A 21,609-nucleotide genomic window follows, 5' to 3' on the forward strand; every position below is an offset into this window, starting at 1 on the left:
ATTAGGTCCTTCATCGTATTATTGCTGAAAACGGTTATATCAGGCGCTATCTTTTCCAATTTCAAGATAGTTTTTGCTACAATAAGATTAAACAAATTGGCATTTTTTTATTTTACGAACAGAAGGGATGTTGAATGTGAAGCAGCATGCTGAGAAAGAAATCTTACAGCCTACTCTTTTATGCGATAAAAAAGGTAATTTAAATCCAGCTGCTATTGGATTTGCACGAAAACCTCTCATAAATAGCAATTTAAGTGGTCATATCATGCGTAAAAAGAAATGGAATTATTGGTGTGTCTATGGTGATGAGATTTTATTCTCCGCAACTATTAGTCATCTCGATTACGCAGCGGTCTGCTTCGTGTATTTCCTTGAATATGAAACTCAGCGCTATTTTGAAAAAACAATAACAGTTCCACTTGGTGGCAAGCTTAAAATGCCGACACACGTGCTTGAATCCGTATCTTTCAGTAATAGTGAAATGTCGATTGATATGACCTATATTCAAAATGAAACACATTTATCCGTTTCAATCCCTACATTTGATGGCGATGCCCTAAGTGCGAATTTAATTATTCAGCATCCTCCTGCAGACGAATCATTGAATGTAGTCATTCCATGGAATCGTAGAACATTCCAATTTACAGGGAAGCATCATATACTCCCTACGTCAGGAGATGTGACTATCGGAAATCGTCACTTTACATTTACTCCCGAGGAAAGTTTTGCTGTACTTGATTACGGACGGGGTGTTTGGCCTCGAGAAGCCACTTGGAATTGGGGAATGGCGTCACAGCGGGTTCGTGGCAGACGTATTGGACTCAACTTAGGTGGTAAATGGACTGATGGTACTGGTATGACTGAAAATGCGGTTTTTGTTGATGGGAAAATGACAAAAATACATGAGGACTTACTATTCGATTATGATCGTGAGGACTATATGCAACGCTGGAAAGTGAAGACGAAATTCACAAATCAAGTTTCTCTAACGTTCTCCCCATTTTTTGAACGTGTTGCCGCAACAAATGCAAAGCTCGTCAAATCGGAAGTTCACCAGATGTTTGGCTATTATGACGGTACTGTTCTATTAGACAATGGTGAGACACTTGTTATTAAGCAAATGCTTGGTTGTATCGAGGAACATCAAGCAAAATGGTAAGTGCCTAAAATACTTATTAAGTTCATATGTGCTGCAAAAAAATTCGCCCCCTTTTCAAAAAGCATCGCGAATTTTTTTGCTTATTAGCCACTTTACTTTATTAATCCGGCTAGTATTGCTTCTGGGTCATCTGTAAAAACAGCATGTATACCAAGCTGTTGCAATTGTTTTGCATACTCTAGGTCATTAACTGTGTAAACACGTATCGTTGCCCCTTGTTCAAGTGCTACACTTATTGATCTCCTAAACGCTGTTGGTAAACTAACGTGGATAGCATCTGCGGGGATTTTTGTCGTATATGTTGTAAAATCAACTAAAATTTCAGCATATAAAGCAGCTGTTTCAATGTATGGCGCCATCCGAAATACAGTTTGAAGCGATTCATGATTAAAGGAAGAAATAATCACTCGCTCAGTTATTTGGTGCTTCGCTATTTCCTTTAACACGAGCGCCTCAATTCCCTCATACGGAAAGATATCGGTTTTTAGCTCGATATTGATACGGTGATGTGTAGCAACGAAAAGCTCTAATACTTCACCTAATGTTGGAATACTCTCACCTTTAAATTCTTCTGCAAACCACGATCCATAATCATATGAACGAAGCTGCTGAAGCGTTAAGTCTTTCACATAGCCTGAACCATTTGATGTACGGTCAATCGTTTCATCATGGATGACTACTAGCTCCCCGTCAGCAGTGACATGAACGTCCAACTCAATGCCCGCAATAGGTAGCTTGGAAGCCGCATAAAAAGCAGCTTTTGTATTTTCTGGATAGTGTGCAGATACACCCCTATGTGCAAATAGATCCAAATGCAAAACCTCCTTCTAATCTTTACTTAATAGTATAACAATAAGTGAATGATGACATTTACACTTGATAGGTAAAATTTTGTATAGTAGTATGAGAATCTACTTGAATTTGTAAGTACTTAGGAGGTGCTAAAAATGACTGTAAAACACCCGGATTTTCAGGCTGAGCTAGAGAGGCTAGCATACACCCAAAATTATATGCAACAAATCTTAAATGAATCACAGCGTGATTTGCAATCTGCGCAAGAAAATATTCGGAAGTCCATGGCAGATCTTGATTATTTAGATTCCAGTTTAAGTTATTTGAATATTTTAACAAACGCTCGCTTCTTTGAAATGGCTCGAAATCAAAAGGAAGGTTTAGAAGCCGTACAAAAAAAGCCATATTTTGCTCGAATTCATTTTCAAAAGACTGGTGATCCTGAGGAATTTTTGTATATCGGAAAAACATCTTTGTTTCACCGCGATACACATGAACCGATTATTGTAGATTGGCGTTCACCTGTGGCAAATGTCTATTATGATGGACGTCTTGGAGATATGGAATATGATGTACGTGGAGAAATTCATAAAGGACATTTATTTGCCAAGCGCCAATATAAAATCGAAGATGGAGAATTACTCGATATTCGAGATATTGACTTAACGACAAATGATGAGTTACTCCAAGAGGCATTAGCAGGAAAAGCGGATGTACGCTTAACAGAAATCGTCTCTACCATTCAGAAAGAACAAAATGATATTATTCGCGCGCATCTTCGTCAGCCAATTATCGTTCAAGGTGCCGCTGGTAGTGGAAAAACGACAATTGCGCTACACCGTATCTCATACTTCTTATATACGATGGGCGAACATTTTAATCCTGAGCAGCTTATGATTTTAGCACCAAATAAGCTATTTATCGATTATATCGGAGATGTCCTACCAGAGCTTGGTGTTGATAAAATATGCCAAACAACATTTTCAGATTATGTTCTTGCCGCAACTAAACTAAAACTAAAGCTACGCAACCCTAATGAACAGCTGGAATCATTAGTAATAGGTGGCGCTGATCAACCTACTGCGTGGATTTCTGAAGTTAAAGGTTCCCTCTATTATCGCGATATGATAGAACGCTATTTACAAAAAATCGAACTGCAAATCGCTGAACAATTCGAAGATGTATTTATTGAAAAATATCGTATTATGCGTGCCTCACATTTAAAAAAGTTGTTTTTATATGAATTTTCTTACATGCCAATTGAAAAACGACTCGCGCATATAAAAAAGGTGCTAGCTAGTCATGTTCGCCAAAAGAAACAAGCTGTCTTAAATATGTTACATGCAAAGTACGATGAAGCACTTGGCAAGGCACTTAATGGTATTCGTGATGCAGAGAAGCGTAAACACATTGTCACTAAATTTATAGATGAACGTGATGAACGCATGCCAGCAATTGAAAAGGAAGCAAAATCGACTGTATCTGTCTATATGCGCCGCTTTGCAAAATATAATGTAAAAACGCTCTATCGTACACTTTTAACAAATGCCGAGCTATTAGCAGAAGTCGCACCAGAATGGCATTATTTAGAGCAACAGCAGTTTTTACAAGCACATGTTAAAGAGCAATGGATGCTAGAAGATTTAGCTGCTCTCTATTATTTACAAGCACGACTAAAAGGGATTGCAGATGAGTGGAAAATGCGCGTTGTCTTTATCGATGAAGTACAGGACTACAGTCTATTCCAGCTAGCCGCTCTAAAAGCAGGGCTTGAAACCGATATGTTTACAATGGTAGGTGATTTAGCACAAGGGATTCATAGCTACCGTTCATTAACAGCTTGGGAACCTGTACAAAATTTATTCCCTCGTGCCAGCTTCAGAACACTTCAAAAAAGTTACCGTACAACCATTGAAATTATGGAGGTCGCTAACCAAATTTTAATGCAAATGGATGAGCAGCTACCATTAGTTGAACCTGTAGTCCGTCACGGAGATGCACCAACTTTTATACAGGCAGCTTCCTTTAATACACAACAAATTAAAGAAGCTTTTGATCGCATTAGAGCAAACAGGCATCAGTCGATTGCTTTAATTTGTAAAACTACAGCTGAAGCCAAATCAATGCAACAGGCTTTGACGAATGACGCTATTCCTTGTCAACTACTCACTGAGGATGTGTCAATTAATCAGCAAGTATTACTTGTTGTACCAAGCCATTTAGCAAAAGGTCTGGAATTTGATGCTGTCATTGTTGCTGCCTTTGATACTCCTTTCTTTGATACTAAAATTGATAGAAAGCTACTTTATGTTGCACTAACTCGAGCAATGCATGAGCTTTATTTAATCGGTCCATCAAAAAAGACATTTTTATTAGATAATTAAAAATCCTCATTTCATATTTCTAAAAGCTAAAAAAATAGCACAGTAGGATATAGCCCCCTAACATGCTATTTTAACGTTGGATAGCCTTGCTCAATCATATTAGATAAATAAACTGCAAAATTATTTATGTCGCGGTGGTAGTCTGTAAAACTTTCCTTTTGATAGGTATGCTTTAACAACCTTCCACCATGAGCGAGGTGCTTCCCTCGGAGGAGACTTTTTTTTCGGCAATGCTGGCATACGCATGAGAACGACTCCTTTCTTCAGGCTTATTAATACTATATGGACATAGTACGCATTTATGATAAAAAAGAAGATTTTAACAGTTTCTAAAAAAAAGTGAGAAGTGAATCTTATTGCTCACTCCTCACCCATCATTTAATTTTTTACATAATAGTCTAGTTGCTGTGCTTTCATAAAGCCTGCTCTCTCATAAATGGAGATCGCTTTTCTATTTTCGATTTCTACATCGAGCATGACAAATTTAGCGTTTTGTTTACTTGCATAGTCTTTTGAAAAGGACAATAAAGCTGTACCGATACCTTGTCCTTGATATTGCGGATGAACTGCTAGGGCTGTCACCCATTGTATTTCATTTTCCTTAACTGTAGCCACCGTACCTACAACTTGACCGTCTTTATGTGCTACCCATAATTTCCGACCACTCGTTGACGTATTAAAAGCAATTAGCTCCTCAGATTCTGATGGCAAATCTCCAAACGCCTCACTATAAATTGTGATCAAATCATTCTGTTCTCCTGCAAATGGAACTATATGAATATCATTTCGTAGTTCAACTGACTCTGCTTTCGTTTCCAGCGTCGCTTCTGAAAAACTATATGAATAACCACACTTTTCGATAAATGTATGTCCAAAAGGAGATCCATCAATAACTACTGCCAATTGACCTTCTGCTCCTCGCTCTTGTAGTCCAGCTTGTAATACGCTAACTAATGCTGTCCCAACTCCCTTTTGGCGATAAGCTGGTGTAACTACTAACGACCATTCATACGTATGTAGCCCCATTAAATCAATTGCACTTGCAGCCCCAACTAATTTATCATTATTATCCTCATATGCGAGCACCATAAAACCTTTCGATTCAAAAGAGCCTGCTAATGGTATATTCATAATCGTTTCATATACACGATAATCATGTAAGGTTGCTTCTTCGCATAATATTTTTAATTCATTCAGTGTTTCCCCGTCCAGTGGGAATGACACTGTAATTACTGAAATGTTCATTGTTTACTCCGTTCTTAAACCAGACTATTGCCCTATTGTAGCAAGAAAGAAAATAAACTGGCAACAAATTATAATACCCGTTTCTAATAATCAGCATTTTTCCTTTAAATACAGAAAAAATAGAAGGATTTATACTACTATTGTACTTCAATGTAAATGAAATTTACTAGAAGGCATTAGTTATAAATTATTATATGGGATGCCTTATAAGAAATTAAATAATTACATTCACTGTAATTATTATAACATTTATTCAAATAAATTACAGTATCGAAACCCCTAATTACTACATTGAATAATCATTAACTGTTACTATTGGCAGGATGTCTCCAAATGTAAAAAAGAGCGATTTCATAAAAGAAATCACTCTACACTAAGACAAACACATAATCTAAACTACAACGATGGAATCCAAAGGTTTACCAGTGATTTCTCTAGATTGACAGGTAAACCACCTTCGCTCCAACAACTCGTGCTACATTGTTCTCTTCAAACTACTCATCTAAATGATGTGTTGAGGAGTTTAGCATTTGGGCATAAATTCCTCCAGACTCAATTAACTCATGCTGTAATCCAGCTTCAACTAGCTCGCCCTTTTGCATAACTAAAATAACATCCGCATTGTGTACAGTATTTAATCGATGCGCAATGACAAAACTTGTTCGTCCTTGCATAAGTCTATCGAGCGCCTCTTGGATTGCTAATTCTGTTACTGTGTCAATGCTACTTGTTGCTTCATCAAGCAATAATATTTTTGGATTAGCAATTAGTGCACGTGCAATCGATAGTAATTGCTTTTGTCCTTGGGAAATCTCACGTCCATCCGCCGTAAGAACGGTGTCATAACCATCCTTTAGTTTCATAATAAAATCATGTGCATTAGCAAGCTGCGCTGCTTCAACAATTTCATCATCACTAGCATCTAAACGACCATAACGGATATTCTCCATTACTGTTGTTTCGAATAAAAATGGATCCTGTAACACAAAGGCCATTTGTGAACGAAGTGCCTCCCGATCAATATGCTGTACATTTATACCATCGAATAATACATCGCCCTTTGTCACCTCATAAAACCTAGCAATCAACTGAAGAATAGTTGTTTTTCCAGCACCAGTTGCACCTACCAATGCAACAGTGTGCCCAGGCTCAATCGTAAAATTAATATCTTTTAATGTGTAGGATTCCTGTGCAGAATCATACTTAAAAAACACATGTTGAAATGTTACCTGTCCTAATAATGTATGTTTTTTTGCAGCAGGCATTTCCTTTTCAGGCTGTTCGTCAAGTAAAGAAAATACACGTTCAGCTCCTGCTATAGCAGATAATACCGTATTAAACTGATTTGCCAAATCATTTAATGGACGTGTAAATTGGCGAGCATATTCTGTAAAAATAACAATTACCCCAATTGACACATGACCGTATAGTGCTAGCACCCCACCAATACCTGCAACAATTGTAAAGCTCATATTATTTAAAAAGTTCATGACCTTAGGTATATAACCCGAGTATGTCTGTGCCCAAAAGCCTGTATTTTTCAACCGTAAACTTTTGTCGCGAAATTCTGCTTTTACACGTTCTTCCTGTGAAAAGGCTTTAACAATTCGCTGCCCTGATATTGTTTCTTCGATCATGCCGTTAAGCGCTCCAATTGCTGCTTGTTGTTCTTTAAATAACGGAGCCGTTCGACGGGTAATCCAGCGCATCGCCCAAAACATAATTGGAATAATTGTCATTGTTAAGATTGTTAACAACGGACTTAAGCTCAGCATAATGATGATCGTGCCGCCAAGCGTTAATACACTTGAAAATACTTGTATAAAAGAGCTATTCAAAGTTGAGCTTACTGCTTCAATATCATTTGTCATACGACTCATTAATTCGCCATGTTGCCGTTTATCAAAATACGAAATCGGTAGCTTTTGAAAATGAGCAAAGACACTTGTGCGCAGTCGATAAATCGTTTGTTGGGCAATCCCTATCATCCAAAAGTTTTGTAAAAATAAAGCGACTGCTAAAAGTAAATAGATACCAACAAGCAACATAACTTTACTGCCTAACCCATTAAGCTCACCATGCATTACATATATATCAATTATTTTGCCTATTAAATATGGTCCGAGAAGTGCCAAAATCGAGCTGGCCATTACGAGTAACAGTACGACAATTAATAGCATACGTTGTTCATCGACAATCTTCCATAAACGCCAAAGTGTGCTTTTCCAATCTGCTGCACGTGGACCTTTCTTTTTCTTTACAACATGCTTTACATCGTCCTTCGATAAAATCGGCTCATAGCCAAAAGGTTTTTGGAAAAATCCCATTATTCCACCTCCTGTTGGGAGATTGCGATTTTTTTATACAGTTCAGAAGTTTGCAGAAGCTCTTCATGGGACCCATATCCGACCACTTCGCCTGCATCAATTAACAAAATATGATCTGCACCTTTAGCCGTTCGAATTTTTTGTGTGACAACGAGCATGGTTGCACTTTCTTCACTAAGCGCATCCCATAGTGCCTGCTCTGTTTTAACATCAAGTGCACTTGTACTATCATCAAGCATTAATATATGTCCTTTTCTTAATAGCGCTCTTGCAATAGATAACCTTTGTTTTTGTCCACCTGATAAATTAACGCCCTTTTGCCCTACTCGAGTATCATAACCGCTTGGGAAATCTTCCACAGATGCGTGTATTTGTGCCTGCATCGCTGCATTAAGCACTTCGTCCATTTCGGCTTCTGTATCGCCCCACCGAACATTGTCAGCAATACTCCCTGTAAATAATAAGGATTGCTGCGGTACATAACCTATAATGTCACGTAGCTCTTGCAAATCCCATTGCTGCACATCTTTTCCTTCTACAAAAATCTGTCCTTCCGACACATCATAAAAGCGAGGAATAAGCTGTAGTAATGTCGATTTACCAGCTCCTGTAGCCCCCATAATTGCTAATTTTTCACCCGATTTCACTTGAAAAGTGACGTTGGATAATACAGCAGTTTCTGTACCTGGATAGTGGAAGCTTACATTTTTAAATGCTAATTCGCCTAATTGCAAGTCGCTAGATGCAACTTCTTTAGATGAAAAAGTTATTTCTACTTCATTGTCAACAGCAAGCACCTCTGTCATACGTTCTGCTGAGGCTTTTGCACGTGCATAAAAAATAATAATAAAAGCAAACATTGAAAATGAACCTGTCATACGCATTGCATAATTGACGATAGCTACAATATCACCAAGCGGTGTCGTTCCTGCAGCAACTTGCTTTGTACCGAACCAAAGTACTGCCAATAAACTCATGTTCATTACAAACAATAATAAAGGCATAATATACTCCATCGTACGCAGAGCTTTGACAGTGTCCACCTTTAATCGTGAAGCAACCTGCTCGAAGCGCGAAGCCTCATACGCCCCACGTAAATAAGCCTTCACTAGACGCATCGCTTGCAAATTTTCTTGAAGGACACGATTTAAACGGTCCACACGCTTCTGCACTCGCCCGAAATATGACACACCTTTTGCAACCATAAAAATAAGAAAAACAAAGATGAGCGGTGTGCCAATAACTAAAAACAGTGCTAGCTTTGCATTGACAACAAAAGCCATGACAATGCTCCCAATAACAGCAAGTGGTGCGCGGAGCATAATCCGAAGGCTCATAAACAGCACTGTTTGAACTTGCGTTACATCATTTGTAAGCCGGGTAATAAGCGAAGCCGTAGAAAATTTTTGATATGTAGCTAATGTAAAGGATTGAATTTTGTCAAACAAAGCATTGCGCAAATCAAAAGAAAAACTTTGCGCAGTATGTGATGAAAAATAAGAATTGACGACGCCTGATATAAAGGCGATAAAAGATAAAACAAGTAAAATGGCTCCCCATTGTATAATCATGTCATTATTTTGGCCACGAACACCATCATCAATAATTTTGGCCATTATAAGTGGCTGAACAAGCTCTACAAATAATTCAATCAACATCAAACATAATGCAAAAATCGCAGTCCACTTATATGGCTTTACATAAGAAAAAATTACTTTCACATTCTCTCCCCCTTATTTGAGAAGAACTATCATTACACTGAATGTAGTTAAAATCACCTATATAAATAATAATTTTATGCTTTTTCACCTGCAATAGATAGCCACGTTACACATACAAGCATAACGAAAACTCCCACTAATTGCCACAATCCTAGCGATGTGCCAAATACAATTACAGAAATCACCATCGCCGTTAAAGGTTCAATACTAGATAAGATACTCGTCTCGACAGCTGTAATATACTTCATGCTACTTAAAAATAGTATAAATGCTAAAGTACCTGTAAAAATTAACGCCATCATTAACCCAGTAATTTTTAAATCTGCAAAGACAATCCACTGATTTGATTGCCATACACGGCTTATTATGCCTAATGTTACACCACCAATTAACATTCCCCATCCTACAACAAGGAGCACATTCCATTCCTTCATAAGACGTGCTGGATATAGTGTGTAAAATGCAAAGGTTAATCCAACCGCTACTCCCCATAATAAGGCTTTATTACTAACTAATAAAGAATCAAATGAAGCATTCGTTAGTAGCAGAAATAATCCTACTAATGTGCCAATAATACCTAACACTTGATATTTAGGTGGCCATTTCTTTAAACTAAGAGAGACATAAGCAACAACAAATATTGGCGCTAAAAATTGAAGTAACGTAGCTAATACAGCATTACTTTCATTTATAGCTCCGACAAAAGCGTATTGCACACCGAGCATCCCTACGATACCAAAGATGATGAGCTGCCTACTCCAAAGCTTTTGTTGCCATATACAAAAAATATCTTTACCCGTTAGCAACAAATATGTAAGTAAGAAAATACCTGCAACTGACAACCGAATTGTCAGCATAAAAGAAACTGTCAATGCTGTATGATTGAGTAACCATTCCATTAATGGTCCAGTTGCCCCCCATAGCATCGCTCCAGAGATAATAAAAAGAATACCTTTTAAACGTTCCATCCAATTCCCGCTTCCTATATACGTACTAAAAATTGTTATTTTTCTTCAAAACATTTCTTTTATCTCACTAGAAAAGTCCTATCTTTTCCGATTATCAAATATTTACAAATATATTCATAATGACTAATTCCCGATAATTCTCTATAATATTAGTATATATAGATTACCCAAGGAGATCGAATAATCATGAGTCTTAAGCACAAATCATTTACGATAGATGAGCATTATATAAATTCACTTCCTTTTCCTGCAATTGTTATAACACAAAATGGACAAGCAACTATTTCGGGAAAACACGCTGAAGAATTATTTGGTTTTTCAGTCAATGACATTACAGGACATACTACTCCATCCATACATGAAAATCTACTAAGAAATCTTTCAACTGAGACGTTTCAATCGATTTTACAGAATGAAGAAAGTACATATATAGATCAGGTTCAAGTTTGCACCCAAGCAGATGAAGAGATCACTACAGCAATGCTGGCTAAGCCATACTTTGAACAGGGTGAACACCTTATTCTTATTATGTTTATGTTACCAGAGTTAATGATTAATTCTGTTTCAAACAGCAGTACTTATGTAGACTTAAAGCAAGGTTTAGACTCTACATTTATGACCGTAACGCTTGATCGTGATGGATTTATTTTAGAATGTAATGCAGAGTTTTTAAAAATTAGCCAATGGACACCAAAGCGTGTTATCGGGAAAACATTCTGGCAATTGTTCCCTGAAAATGAAGTAAGCGAAAAAATTACAAATACGATTTGGCGCAATTTAAATAATGGTCACACATGGCAAGGCGAAATTGAAAAAGTTACGAAAACAGGACAGTCTTATTGGGTCCTTCTCACAGCTATCCCAACATTTAATCTAGAAGCTAATGAGCAACAATTTATTTTAATTGAAAAGGATATTACAAAATCTAAGACGATTCAACATCAGCTTGAAAAAATTGCTTACATAGATACAGAAACAGGTTTAATGAATGCTCATCGATTAGAAAAAGTAATTTCCAAAATGATTGAGGAAGAAAAACACTTCTCCTTCGTCTATTTAAGTATCGATAAGTTTTACACATTAAAAGAACTACATGATCAACAAATTAACCAAAGTCTTATTATTGAATTTACAAATCGTATCAAAATGTACTTCCAGGACAGTACAATGGCGCGTATTAACGAAAATGATTTTGTTGTCATTACACCTTTAAGTGAATGGTTTATCCAAGGCTTCTTATCCTATTTACAACAGCATCCGATTTATAGTAGCAATATTGCAGTTCCTATTTCAATTAGTGGTGGGATTACACGCTTCCCTGAGGATCAAACTACCTTCTCTCAGCTAATGAAAGCTTCTATCGCAACGATTACAACGGTTCGCGAAGCTGGTGGCGACAAAATTGTCTCACTTTCAAAAGCTACACATAAAGCTTTAAATCGTAAAGCCTTAATTGAAAAACGTCTTCTACAGGCACTTGATCAGAAAAACCTAAAAGTACTTTATCAACCACAAGTTGACGTATACACGGGTAAAATTACAGCTGTAGAGGCACTAGTTCGTTGGGAAGATGAAGTCATTGGCGTAGTTTCACCTGATGAGCTCATTCCAATTGCTGAGGAAACAGGGCTTATTAACAATATTGGCTCCTTTATGCTAGAAAAGGCTTGCGAACAAGCACTTATCTGGAAGAAGGCTGGTCTCAATTTAAAGGTGGCGGTTAACTCGTCTGTTCGCGAATTCCGTGACAAAAACATGGCCAAGTCAATTCTTGAAATGTTAGCAAAAACAAATTGTCCCGCAAACCTTATTCAAATTGAAATTACAGAGAAATTTGCATTAGAAGCCGAAGCTGCAACCTTTATTACACAACAAATGCGCAAACTTGAAAACGAGGGCATCGCTTTCGTCTTAGATGATTTCGGTACAGGTTATGGTTCATTCCGCTATATGCAAATTTTACCGATTGATACATTAAAAATTGATAAAGCATTTACTAGTTCGTTATTAAAATCCGAAAAATCACAAAAGCTTATGCATGGTATGATACAGTTGGGCAAATCCATGGAACTAAAAGTGGTAGCTGAGGGTGTTGAAACAGCTGAGCAAGCTAATCTGTTAATTAATTATGGCTGTGATACTATACAAGGATTTCATATAAGTAAACCTGTTACACCAGAAGAAATTGAGGCACTACTTATAAAATAAAAACAAGATAAAGAGCTGTTCCTAAGGATACAATCACCTACGGAGCAGCTCTTTTTTCTCGTTTTTCATAATATAGAGTTAAATAGCATTTATTTTCTGTAAGTCCTTTGCAGCGTTGACTTGCTCGAACGTACAGCCCGAAACACAAACTGCATTAATACTTCTGCAAATACTAGGCCCATAACAATTGCACCTGTAATTAAAAACGCCTTCAGTCCATACTGTAAACCTTGTAAATAATCATCCTCAACTACATTTCGCATTGCATTGTAAGCCATCCCCCCTGGCACAAGGGGAATTATTCCCGCTACAATAAAGATAATCATCGGCATTTTAAAACGACGTGCATATAAATGCGCAACAATCGCTATGATAAATGAGCTAAAAAACGAAGCATCTACAACATCCATACTGTGCTCTGTTAATAAATAATAAATCATCCAACCAATCACACCTACAAAACCACAGTGGAACAGGGTTTTTCTAGGAACATTAAAAATAATCGCAATTCCAGCCGTTGAAAAAAAGCTCACGATTAATTGTACGAATATATCCATTTTTCCCGCCCCCTAAAATGATAGGATGACGGCAATTGCTGACCCGATAGCAAAAGCTGTTAAAAACGCCTCTGCTCCCTTTGCCATCCCTGACATAAAATGACCTGCCATTAAATCCCTTACCGCATTGGTGATTAAAATACCTGGCACTAGTGGCATAACAGAGCTAATAATAATTTTATCAATTTCTGTACCATAGTTAAATTTCACCGCAAAAAAAGCAATAGTACCAATAATTAACGAAGCTGTGAACTCCGAGAAAAACTTCACTTTTGTTAAATGGTTCATTAAAATAAGAGTAAGAAACCCTAACCCTCCTGCAATAAATGCTGCAGGGAAATCAGACCATCCACCCTTAAACATAATTAGAAAACAGCCACTCGCAAGTGCTGCTGAAAATACTTGTATATACATTGGCAAAAAATAATTTGTTTTTTGTATCGTCTTTAGCTCGTCATAAGCGTCTTCTAATGATATTATGTGAGATGTGAGTCTACGAGATACTGAATTTACCATGGATATTTTTTGTAAATCAGTAACCCTACTGGAAATCGAAGTGATTCTCGTCGGCTGTGTCTTGCCTAACGAAAAAATGATACCTGTAGGTGTAGCATAACATTGCGCATCTAGCATATTTTGAGATTGTGCCATACGTAGCATCGTATCTTCTACACGATATGTTTCTGCACCACTTTCAATCATAATTCGCCCTGCAAGTAACAAGCAGTCAATAGTAAATTCATTATCCACTTCATGTGATAGCATTCCAGTTATCTACCTCCTTCAAAAGGTTCCTTGCATATAGTAACGAACTGCAAATAAAAACTCAACCAAAAATCTTCGATATTATCAATTATATTTTGGAATAATTGTATCTGTCGCTAAATGATACAATGCCTTCAATTCAAAATCCATTTATTAATCGAATTTAATTGAGCTTAAAACTGTAAAATACAGTTTGCAAAATCGGGTCTTTATAAGTTATTTACGTGGTGGTTATAAAAAACTGTTACATATACTATTTTTTATTATATTTCTATTTAATTATATAAAATAATTGTAGATTTCTATAACTTTTCCAATGCCTCGTACGTCTGATTTTATAGAAGAATAATTATAGAAAGGAGCAAACACACATTGATAGAGGAGCGCAGAAAAAGACGCCGCCCAATAATTGATTTATTGTTAATTGGGCTCATTGTTACATTAATATCCATCATCCTTGTTATTATACTATCTAAGGACGAATTTAAATTTCAAAAAATAAGTGCCTCGAAAGACACAAATAGTGAATCTAAATTATCCACAGAAAACTCTGCGTTTCCTGGCATACGTATTGTATCTGACGTTTCTAACGATAAACGCTCACCTTTTGCCGTTCACTATCCACAAACAGATAATAAAGTTTTTAACGAGACCGTACTACAATATATTACGGAAGCTAAAGACACCTATCTGTCATCTATGAAAAATAATAAGAATAAAGAGGCTAAGGGTGAGCTTACTATAAATTTAGAGACCTTCCCATATCACGAGCACTACTATTCATTTGTCCTGACGAAAATGCAGTATTTCGGCGGAGCTAATCATGTCGTTTCAACAACAACGTTTTTCTATAATAACGAGACAGGTGAACAAATTAATATACAAACGTTATTACAAAACGATAACAATAACTTATCAACTTTAGCAGCCTATGTTCGCAAAGACTTACAACAAAACCTTCAGTTAAAAGAAGTGCTAAATGAAGATGAGGTACTTAAAGTGACGGAGCCAAAGTGGGAAAACTTTAATCGGTTTGCCATTGTCGATGATTCGATACATTTTTACTTTGACGAGTATGAAATTGCAAGTGGATCAGCAGGTGCACCTATAGTGAAGCTTTCTCTTTCACTTATCAATCCATTGTTAGCTTCTGAATTCCAAATTGCTATGGAGACAATGGAACCAACTAAGCCCCCTGTTTCCCCAGGAGATCCAAATGTTAAACGTATTGCGTTAACATTTGACGACGGTCCACATCCGAAAGTAACAGAGCAAATTTTAAATACGCTCGACAAGTACCATGCTAAAGCTACATTCTTTATGCTTGGCAGCCGTGTAAAACACTATCCTGATATCGCCAGAGATGTTCTTGCACGTGGTCATGAAATTGGAAACCATACATGGAACCATCCTGTATTGACAAAAATGCCGTTAGAACAAGTATTAAAAGAATATACATCTACCGCTAATGAAATTGAATTAGCAATTAATCAGGGCGCAACCGTTTTTAGACCACCATATGGAGCGACCAATGATGAAATTAATGAAAAAATACCAGTTCCTGTAGTACTATGGAGTATTGACACATTGGACTGGAAACATCGTAATTCACAATTATTACTAACGTATATTAAAAATAATTTGCACAATAACTCCATCGTTTTAATGCATGATATTCATCAATCAACAGCAGATGGACTCGATGCCGTACTCGCCTATTTACAGGGAGAAGGCTATGAATTTGTTACAGTATCTGAAATTCTTCCTTATCGTCAATAACAAGAATAGAAAAAGTGTTAGATTGACTGAAAACAATCTAACACTTTTTTTGCTATGCCATTGATGTCCGCTACGACGCTTTCTTTACGCTCATCACAGTAAGTCGCTACCCTCGCTAACGCAAGGTTTGTGGCGTCTTACGTTTCGTTCGTTCGGCGCAGGAGTCACTACCTTTGCTACCATTAATTGATATTTAGTGTATCAAGCGCTTTGAAATCTTTTAGTTGGTAGCTCTTTACTTCATTGCGTGCAATTGTGTATAAAGTGTCCTCTACATAAACTACACGTTGTACGTTTTGCTCCCAATTTTCATATGGCTCACCCGCGCTTTTATTAATGATATTTCCTTTTAGTACAATGCCCTTCTCCGCTGTAATTTCATAAATTTGTGCACCTTGACCTTGGTATACAACTTCATCGCTCTTTCCTCCCTCATAAAGCACAACTGGGAAGCCGAAGTAATGATATTCTTTATTGCGGAATAATGCTTTTGGATTGTACTGTACATCTGAATAAGAGCCTTTCCCACCTATTTTCACTGTAGATTGCTCTTTTGGATTTTTAAAATCTGTAACATCAAATAGCGACATTTTCATATTAGTCGTTACCGTGAAATTACGCTTCGTATAAGGATCAAAGCGTTCTTCCGTATCATAACCAATTCCAATTAGGTGTGTATCATCTAATGGATGTAAATAGTTGCTAAACCCTGGGATTTTCAATTCACCTAGCACTGTTGGCTTTCTCGGATTTGCTACATCGATAACAAATAGTGGATCAACTTGTTTAAAAGTTACGACATATGCTTTCTCTCCCATAAAGCGTGCTGAATATACTTTTTCCCCTGGCGCCAAATCCTTTACTGCACCAATTTCCTTTAAGTTTTCATCTAAAATAAACAGATGGTTTCGAGAAATATTTTTCTCATCCCACATGTTGCCTTCAGTCGTAACAATGCGGAAATTCCCATCGTACTCATCCATTGAATATTGGTTTAACACCGAGCCTTTTACCTCACTCGTACCAACAAAGTTCAAAGCGGTTCCATCTAAGTCCCATTTAAATACTTGTGTATTACTTGATAGAGGCATCCAGATTCTATCCATCATACCTCCAAATGGAACTGCTTGATTGCCATCATAAGTTGGTGTAGTTAAATATAGCGCATCTTCTGACATATAAAGTCCACTACTACCTCCTAAATAACCTTTTGTATTAGCAGAAGTTTTTGCTCCATTTTTTAAATCAATTGCTGTAATTAGACTATACGTGCCATCCATTGTGTTTGGTAAAATCGAAATCTTATCAAGAGATAAGCTTTTGTATTCTTTACTATCTACACTATCATACATTTTTGGCTTTAAATCTTGCGTTCCTTCCTCTTGAAGTATCCAATAATTCGGATGCATATTGCCGATTAAATACAGCGTATCATTTGTAATACGCATATCCTGTAAATAGCCCTCCTGAGCAACTTCACGAATAAATTTTGGGTTTTTTGGATTTGTAATATCATAAAAAACTGCCGTCGACATGCTTGTGCCTGATTTTTCAATATAGTCTTCTCCGATAGCAATTAATACATTATCGTATAATGCTAACTTCACAATATATTGAGATTCCTTTTGTTTAATCGTCGTTGCAAGCTTTAAATTTTTAGGATTATTTGCATCAACAACAGTTATACTTTGATCTTTTATAGCGTAAATAAAACCATCTTTCACAACTACTATATCGCCCTCTTCGACACCTTCTACTTGGTTGTTTGTCGTAGAAGAACTATTAGTTGAAGAAGCGCTATCTTTACTGCTTGAAGCACTATCTTCAAGGATGCCCATTTCCGGCTCCCTATTACCATTTGCAATAATAGCTTCAAAATATTGTTGTAATTCTTTTTCCGATTTTACAGCCTCTAGTTTTTCAATAACGGTGAATGCAATATCATGGGATGTCGTTTTAAGAGTACTATAAGCGAATGCTTCTTTATTCACATGTAATCGATAACTACCTGGCGAAAGTTTACTCACAATAAGTGATTTTTTATCTTCTCCCAACGTAATTGTTGCTGTCACCCTTTGCCCCGCTTCATCAGTAACATAGACAAATTCATCCGTTATATTTTTTGATTTTAATGCTTGTGTAAAGGATGCTGTCCAACTTTGCGTTGACATAATTGTACTTGTTGCTTTAGCATGCGCTTCTGGGGAAACCATAAACGTGAAGACCCCTGGCAAAACAGCTAAAACGACGATAATCATTATGGCTAGCCATTTACCTCTCATTATTTTCCACTCCTTCATATACTTGTTTTATAATTAGACTGCTAAAAGGTTATAAAGTTACAATTAAAGAAAAAATTTCATAAAAAATAGAAGCGATTATTGAAACAAGCCTTGCGGAGCTTGTCCGCAAATAAAATAACCCATTTTGATAAAGTATTATCAAAATGGGTTATTTATTAACTGTTGCTAATAAGGACTGTCCTACCCTTCCCTCTTATTCACCAAAGTCTAGCGTGCTACCTGTTTCTACTAAAGTTTTCGTATTACTTAAAATCATCCACCAAGCTATATCACTGTTGTCATAGGAGGAATCGCCTTCTTTCCATTGGTCATGAATGAGCGTCAATTTCGTGCATGATCCAACAGGCTCTAAAAGATAAGATATTCTTGATTCCAATGCTTTATTTCCCTTTACATAAGACTTTCCAGGAAAGTGAGTAAAACGCAGTAACCGATTTGGCTCAAATTCCAATACATTGCCGTATACATGTACTGTTTTATCTCCATCTACCCCTGGACCGACATATTCCAAAAGATCTCCAACTTGGAATGTAGAGTTAATGACAGAACCATAATAAATTTGTTTTGTACCTTCAGGAGAGATAAGTGCTTTCCAAACGTCATCAGGTGTACCTGCAATAAAAAATTGATACTTTAATTCCTTCATCATTTTTATACCTCCTAATAATTTTATTTTGAACATTTACAGTATAAAAAAACTTCACTGACAACTATGGTCAGTGAAGTTAAGTATTTTGATAATGCTTGAATAACTCAAAGCTAATAGTTGCCAATTTTTCTTGTAATAAAGTTGGCTCTAAAATAGTAAGCGATTTACCATATGGGAGAAGAAAGTAAGGTACAAAACTATGAATGGACTCTTTATCAACCTTAAAAAGAGCCTGATTATTATTTCGTTCTATTAAGGCATGATTGAATAACCAATGTTGACATAAATCATCTAGCACATGTGCATTACCTTCGATACGGACTGAAACGAGTTTATCAAGCTGATTTGAATCAGGTAAAAGGTCTTTTAAAAAGTAAGAACGTGCTGAGAATCCAAAAGGTCGATCAAATTTTTGGTCTGTTTTGGACAATGATTGAATACGATCAATTCGAAAACTTCGAACTTCTTTTCGCAAATGGCAATAGGCTACTGTGTACCATTTACTTTTCCAATATACTATACCATAAGGGTCGATATGACGAGATTGCGGTTCAATCGCTCTTTCTTTATGATAAACGATATTTAAACTATAACTGTCTGCAACAGCAATTTCTAAATCTTGAAGAATAGATTTTAAAGAAGGTGCAACAGTCGGATGTATGATTTCAAATCCTCTTAAATGATTATTAATATGATTCAGTTGTTCTTCGTTTGTATACATTTTCAATTTAGAAATGGCTTCATCTAAAGTTTCACTAAAGGGATACCCGGCATCTATTGCAAATTTTGCAGCGTGTACCAGCGCTTTCTGCTCATCTGGGTTAAAAAATAAAGGTGCCTTTGTAAATTCATTCAGTAAACTGTACCCACCGTTATGCCCTGCATCTGAAATGATTGGTACCCCACTTGCACATAGAGTATCAATATAACGGTATACCGTACGGATACTAATTTCTAATTCTTCTGCTAGCTCCTTTGCAGTCAATTGTTTCCTTGTTTTAAGGAGCCATAATATAGAAAGCATATTAACCATTTTAGACATATACAAAGATTCCTTTCTCCGAAATTCAAATCAACTTAAAGCGCTGATTCGGGAAGAACATTCTACTTTATTATAAATATCTTACTGTGGCATTTAAATAAAGTTTGGTCAAAAATTTCCTATATGGAGTTCCATTCAGACTGTAGATTGCTACTGCCGTTGATTCACATTACGAGCAGGCTATTTCTGCTGCACTCAACTAGTATAATTGTTTTAGTACCTGGCACTGTGCGCTGGGCTTTCCGTGGGCACGACGTAAGCCAACCGTCGCTATCGCGTCGCCTGTTGCTGTCTTACACTAGGTGCATTACCGCAGGAGTCTTCGTGAACTTTTTTCTTACCAATACATACAATTGTGTGAGAATTGTGTGAGAATTGTGTGAGTGCCTGGCACCTAAAAAAAATGACAAAAGGCATCATCAAGAGTTAATCTTGACGCCTTTTGTCGAGAATCTCAGCTGAACTAATAATTAGTTAGCTTAACATAAAAAATATAATATCTCTCGTTTACTCATCAAATGGCCACTTAGGTAACATTTTGGCTAACGACTTATCGTTTCGTCGACCAAGTACATAATCGGCCTGCATAATGGTATGAATTTCTCGTGTACCTTCATAAATTACTGGCGCTTTAGAGTTACGAAGATAACGCGCAACAGGGTATTCATCTGAATAGCCGTACGCACCATGAATTTGTAGCGCATCATCTGCTGCCTTATTGGCAAAATCACAAGCCTGCCACTTTGCCAACGAAGTTTCCCTTGTATTGCGAATACCGTTATTTTTCAACTCACCAACTCGATAAACAAGCAGACGACTCATTTGATAGCCTGCTTCCATTTTAGCAATCATTTGACCGACAAGTTGATGCTCACCAATTGGCTTGCCAAATGTCTCACGCTCATGACAATATTTCACACTTGCCTCAATACACGCTTGAATAAGGCCAACTGCACCCGCTGCTACTGTAAAGCGACCATTATCCAGTGCAGACATGGCAATTTTGAAGCCTTCTCCCTCTTCACCTAAACGATTTTCAACTGGAATGCGCAAGTCCTCGAAAAAAAGTTCCCCTGTATTGCCAGCGCGAATACCGTACTTCCCTTTAATCGCCTTGGATGAAAAGCCATCCATTGAGCGTTCAACAATAAAGGCACTAATACCATGATGTTTTTTCGATTTATCTGTATAGGCAAAGACAAGAAAGTGATCAGCTATATCACATAAAGAAATCCACGTTTTTTGCCCATTTAACACATAAAAATCACCATCTCGGACTGCAGTGGTTGTCATTGCCGCTACATCAGAACCTGCACCAGGCTCAGTCAACCCAAATGCCCCAATACGTTCACCTTTCGCCTGTGGCACAAGGTATTGCTGTTTTTGCGCTTCAGTGCCCCATTGCATTAATGTCATACTATTTAAACCTATATGGACGGATACAGCCGTTCGAAAGGCTGTATCCCCTCGTTCAAGTTCCTCACAAACGATAGCAAGTGCATTATAATCCATACCACTACCACCGTACTTTTCAGGTACGCATACCCCCATAAATCCGAGCTCAGCAAGCCTTGACCATATGCTTGCATCAAAGCTCCCCTCTGCATCCCACTTTGCAATATGTGGCATTATTTCATCATCAACAAACTGGCGTACGGTTTTTCTTAGTATTTCCTGCTCTGTTGTAAATTCGAAATTCAAGGTCTTCAC

At 37.0% G+C, this 21,609-nt stretch carries 15 protein-coding genes; 4 read left to right on the forward strand and 11 right to left on the reverse strand.

The window, feature by feature from the left end; translation table 11 throughout:
- Nucleotides 1-136: 136 nt before the first annotated feature.
- Nucleotides 137-1,159, forward strand: a complete 1,023-nt coding sequence (locus ACIP9C_RS12430; RefSeq protein ID WP_401011007.1) for a DUF2804 domain-containing protein — start codon at nucleotides 137-139, stop codon at nucleotides 1,157-1,159.
- A gap of 92 nt (nucleotides 1,160-1,251) precedes the next feature.
- Here ACIP9C_RS12430 and ACIP9C_RS12435 read toward each other — a convergent pair whose 3' ends face one another.
- Nucleotides 1,252-1,971 (reverse strand): glycerophosphodiester phosphodiesterase, encoded by a 720-nt coding sequence (locus tag ACIP9C_RS12435; protein ID WP_401011009.1) that lies wholly within the window; start codon nucleotides 1,969-1,971, stop codon nucleotides 1,252-1,254.
- Nucleotides 1,972-2,106: 135 nt separating this feature from the next.
- Between ACIP9C_RS12435 and helD the strand changes: the two genes are divergently transcribed.
- Nucleotides 2,107-4,335: an RNA polymerase recycling motor HelD gene (gene helD / locus ACIP9C_RS12440; protein ID WP_401011011.1), complete on the forward strand. Its 2,229-nt coding sequence runs from the start codon at nucleotides 2,107-2,109 to the stop codon at nucleotides 4,333-4,335.
- 378 nt (nucleotides 4,336-4,713) lie between these two features.
- Here helD and ACIP9C_RS12445 read toward each other — a convergent pair whose 3' ends face one another.
- The 4 genes from ACIP9C_RS12445 to ACIP9C_RS12460 all read right to left on the reverse strand — a co-directional run bounded on the left by ACIP9C_RS12445 (nucleotide 4,714) and on the right by ACIP9C_RS12460 (nucleotide 10,596).
- Nucleotides 4,714-5,580 (reverse strand): GNAT family N-acetyltransferase, encoded by an 867-nt coding sequence (locus ACIP9C_RS12445; protein ID WP_401011013.1) that lies wholly within the window; start codon nucleotides 5,578-5,580, stop codon nucleotides 4,714-4,716.
- A 494-nt stretch (nucleotides 5,581-6,074) separates the two neighbouring features.
- Entirely contained in the window at nucleotides 6,075-7,907 is a 1,833-nt protein-coding gene (locus ACIP9C_RS12450) for an ABC transporter ATP-binding protein (protein ID WP_401011015.1), read from the reverse strand.
- Nucleotides 7,907-9,628: an ABC transporter ATP-binding protein gene (locus ACIP9C_RS12455; protein ID WP_401011017.1), complete on the reverse strand. Its 1,722-nt coding sequence runs from the start codon at nucleotides 9,626-9,628 to the stop codon at nucleotides 7,907-7,909. The genes ACIP9C_RS12450 and ACIP9C_RS12455 overlap by 1 nt, the downstream gene beginning before the upstream one ends.
- Nucleotides 9,629-9,702: 74 nt before the next feature.
- Complete coding sequence (locus ACIP9C_RS12460) at nucleotides 9,703-10,596, reverse strand: DMT family transporter (protein WP_401011019.1); 894 nt, start codon at nucleotides 10,594-10,596, stop codon at nucleotides 9,703-9,705.
- A 186-nt stretch (nucleotides 10,597-10,782) separates the two neighbouring features.
- On the opposite strand from ACIP9C_RS12460, the gene ACIP9C_RS12465 reads away from it, so the two are divergent.
- Nucleotides 10,783-12,804: an EAL domain-containing protein gene (locus tag ACIP9C_RS12465; protein WP_401011021.1), complete on the forward strand. Its 2,022-nt coding sequence runs from the start codon at nucleotides 10,783-10,785 to the stop codon at nucleotides 12,802-12,804.
- An 89-nt stretch (nucleotides 12,805-12,893) separates the two neighbouring features.
- Here ACIP9C_RS12465 and ACIP9C_RS12470 read toward each other — a convergent pair whose 3' ends face one another.
- Nucleotides 12,894-13,361 carry a threonine/serine exporter family protein gene (locus ACIP9C_RS12470; protein ID WP_401011022.1) on the reverse strand — a complete coding sequence of 156 codons (468 nt, stop codon included), beginning with the start codon at nucleotides 13,359-13,361 and terminating at the stop codon, nucleotides 12,894-12,896.
- A gap of 12 nt (nucleotides 13,362-13,373) precedes the next feature.
- Entirely contained in the window at nucleotides 13,374-14,126 is a 753-nt protein-coding gene (locus ACIP9C_RS12475) for a threonine/serine exporter family protein (RefSeq protein ID WP_340821135.1), read from the reverse strand.
- 372 nt (nucleotides 14,127-14,498) lie between these two features.
- Here ACIP9C_RS12475 and ACIP9C_RS12480 point away from each other — a divergent pair, with 372 nt between their 5' ends.
- Nucleotides 14,499-15,905: a polysaccharide deacetylase family protein gene (locus ACIP9C_RS12480; protein WP_401011024.1), complete on the forward strand. Its 1,407-nt coding sequence runs from the start codon at nucleotides 14,499-14,501 to the stop codon at nucleotides 15,903-15,905.
- A 182-nt stretch (nucleotides 15,906-16,087) separates the two neighbouring features.
- On the opposite strand, the gene ACIP9C_RS12485 is transcribed toward ACIP9C_RS12480, so the two are convergent.
- The 4 genes from ACIP9C_RS12485 to ACIP9C_RS12500 all read right to left on the reverse strand — a co-directional run bounded on the left by ACIP9C_RS12485 (nucleotide 16,088) and on the right by ACIP9C_RS12500 (nucleotide 21,600).
- Nucleotides 16,088-18,187, reverse strand: a complete 2,100-nt coding sequence (locus tag ACIP9C_RS12485; protein WP_401011026.1) for a beta-propeller domain-containing protein — start codon at nucleotides 18,185-18,187, stop codon at nucleotides 16,088-16,090.
- Between the two features lie 214 nt (nucleotides 18,188-18,401).
- Nucleotides 18,402-18,854, reverse strand: a complete 453-nt coding sequence (locus ACIP9C_RS12490; RefSeq protein WP_401011261.1) for an SRPBCC domain-containing protein — start codon at nucleotides 18,852-18,854, stop codon at nucleotides 18,402-18,404.
- 79 nt (nucleotides 18,855-18,933) lie between these two features.
- Nucleotides 18,934-19,899, reverse strand: coding sequence for a helix-turn-helix transcriptional regulator (locus tag ACIP9C_RS12495; protein ID WP_401011028.1), 966 nt, complete (start codon nucleotides 19,897-19,899; stop codon nucleotides 18,934-18,936).
- Between the two features lie 507 nt (nucleotides 19,900-20,406).
- On the reverse strand, nucleotides 20,407-21,600 hold the full coding sequence (locus tag ACIP9C_RS12500) for an acyl-CoA dehydrogenase family protein (protein ID WP_401011029.1): 1,194 nt from the start codon (nucleotides 21,598-21,600) through the stop codon (nucleotides 20,407-20,409).
- Nucleotides 21,601-21,609: the final 9 nt, after the last annotated feature.

The sequence above is a fragment of the Lysinibacillus sp. NPDC093210 genome (assembly GCF_044753985.1).
Taxonomy (GTDB): domain Bacteria; phylum Bacillota; class Bacilli; order Bacillales_A; family Planococcaceae; genus Lysinibacillus.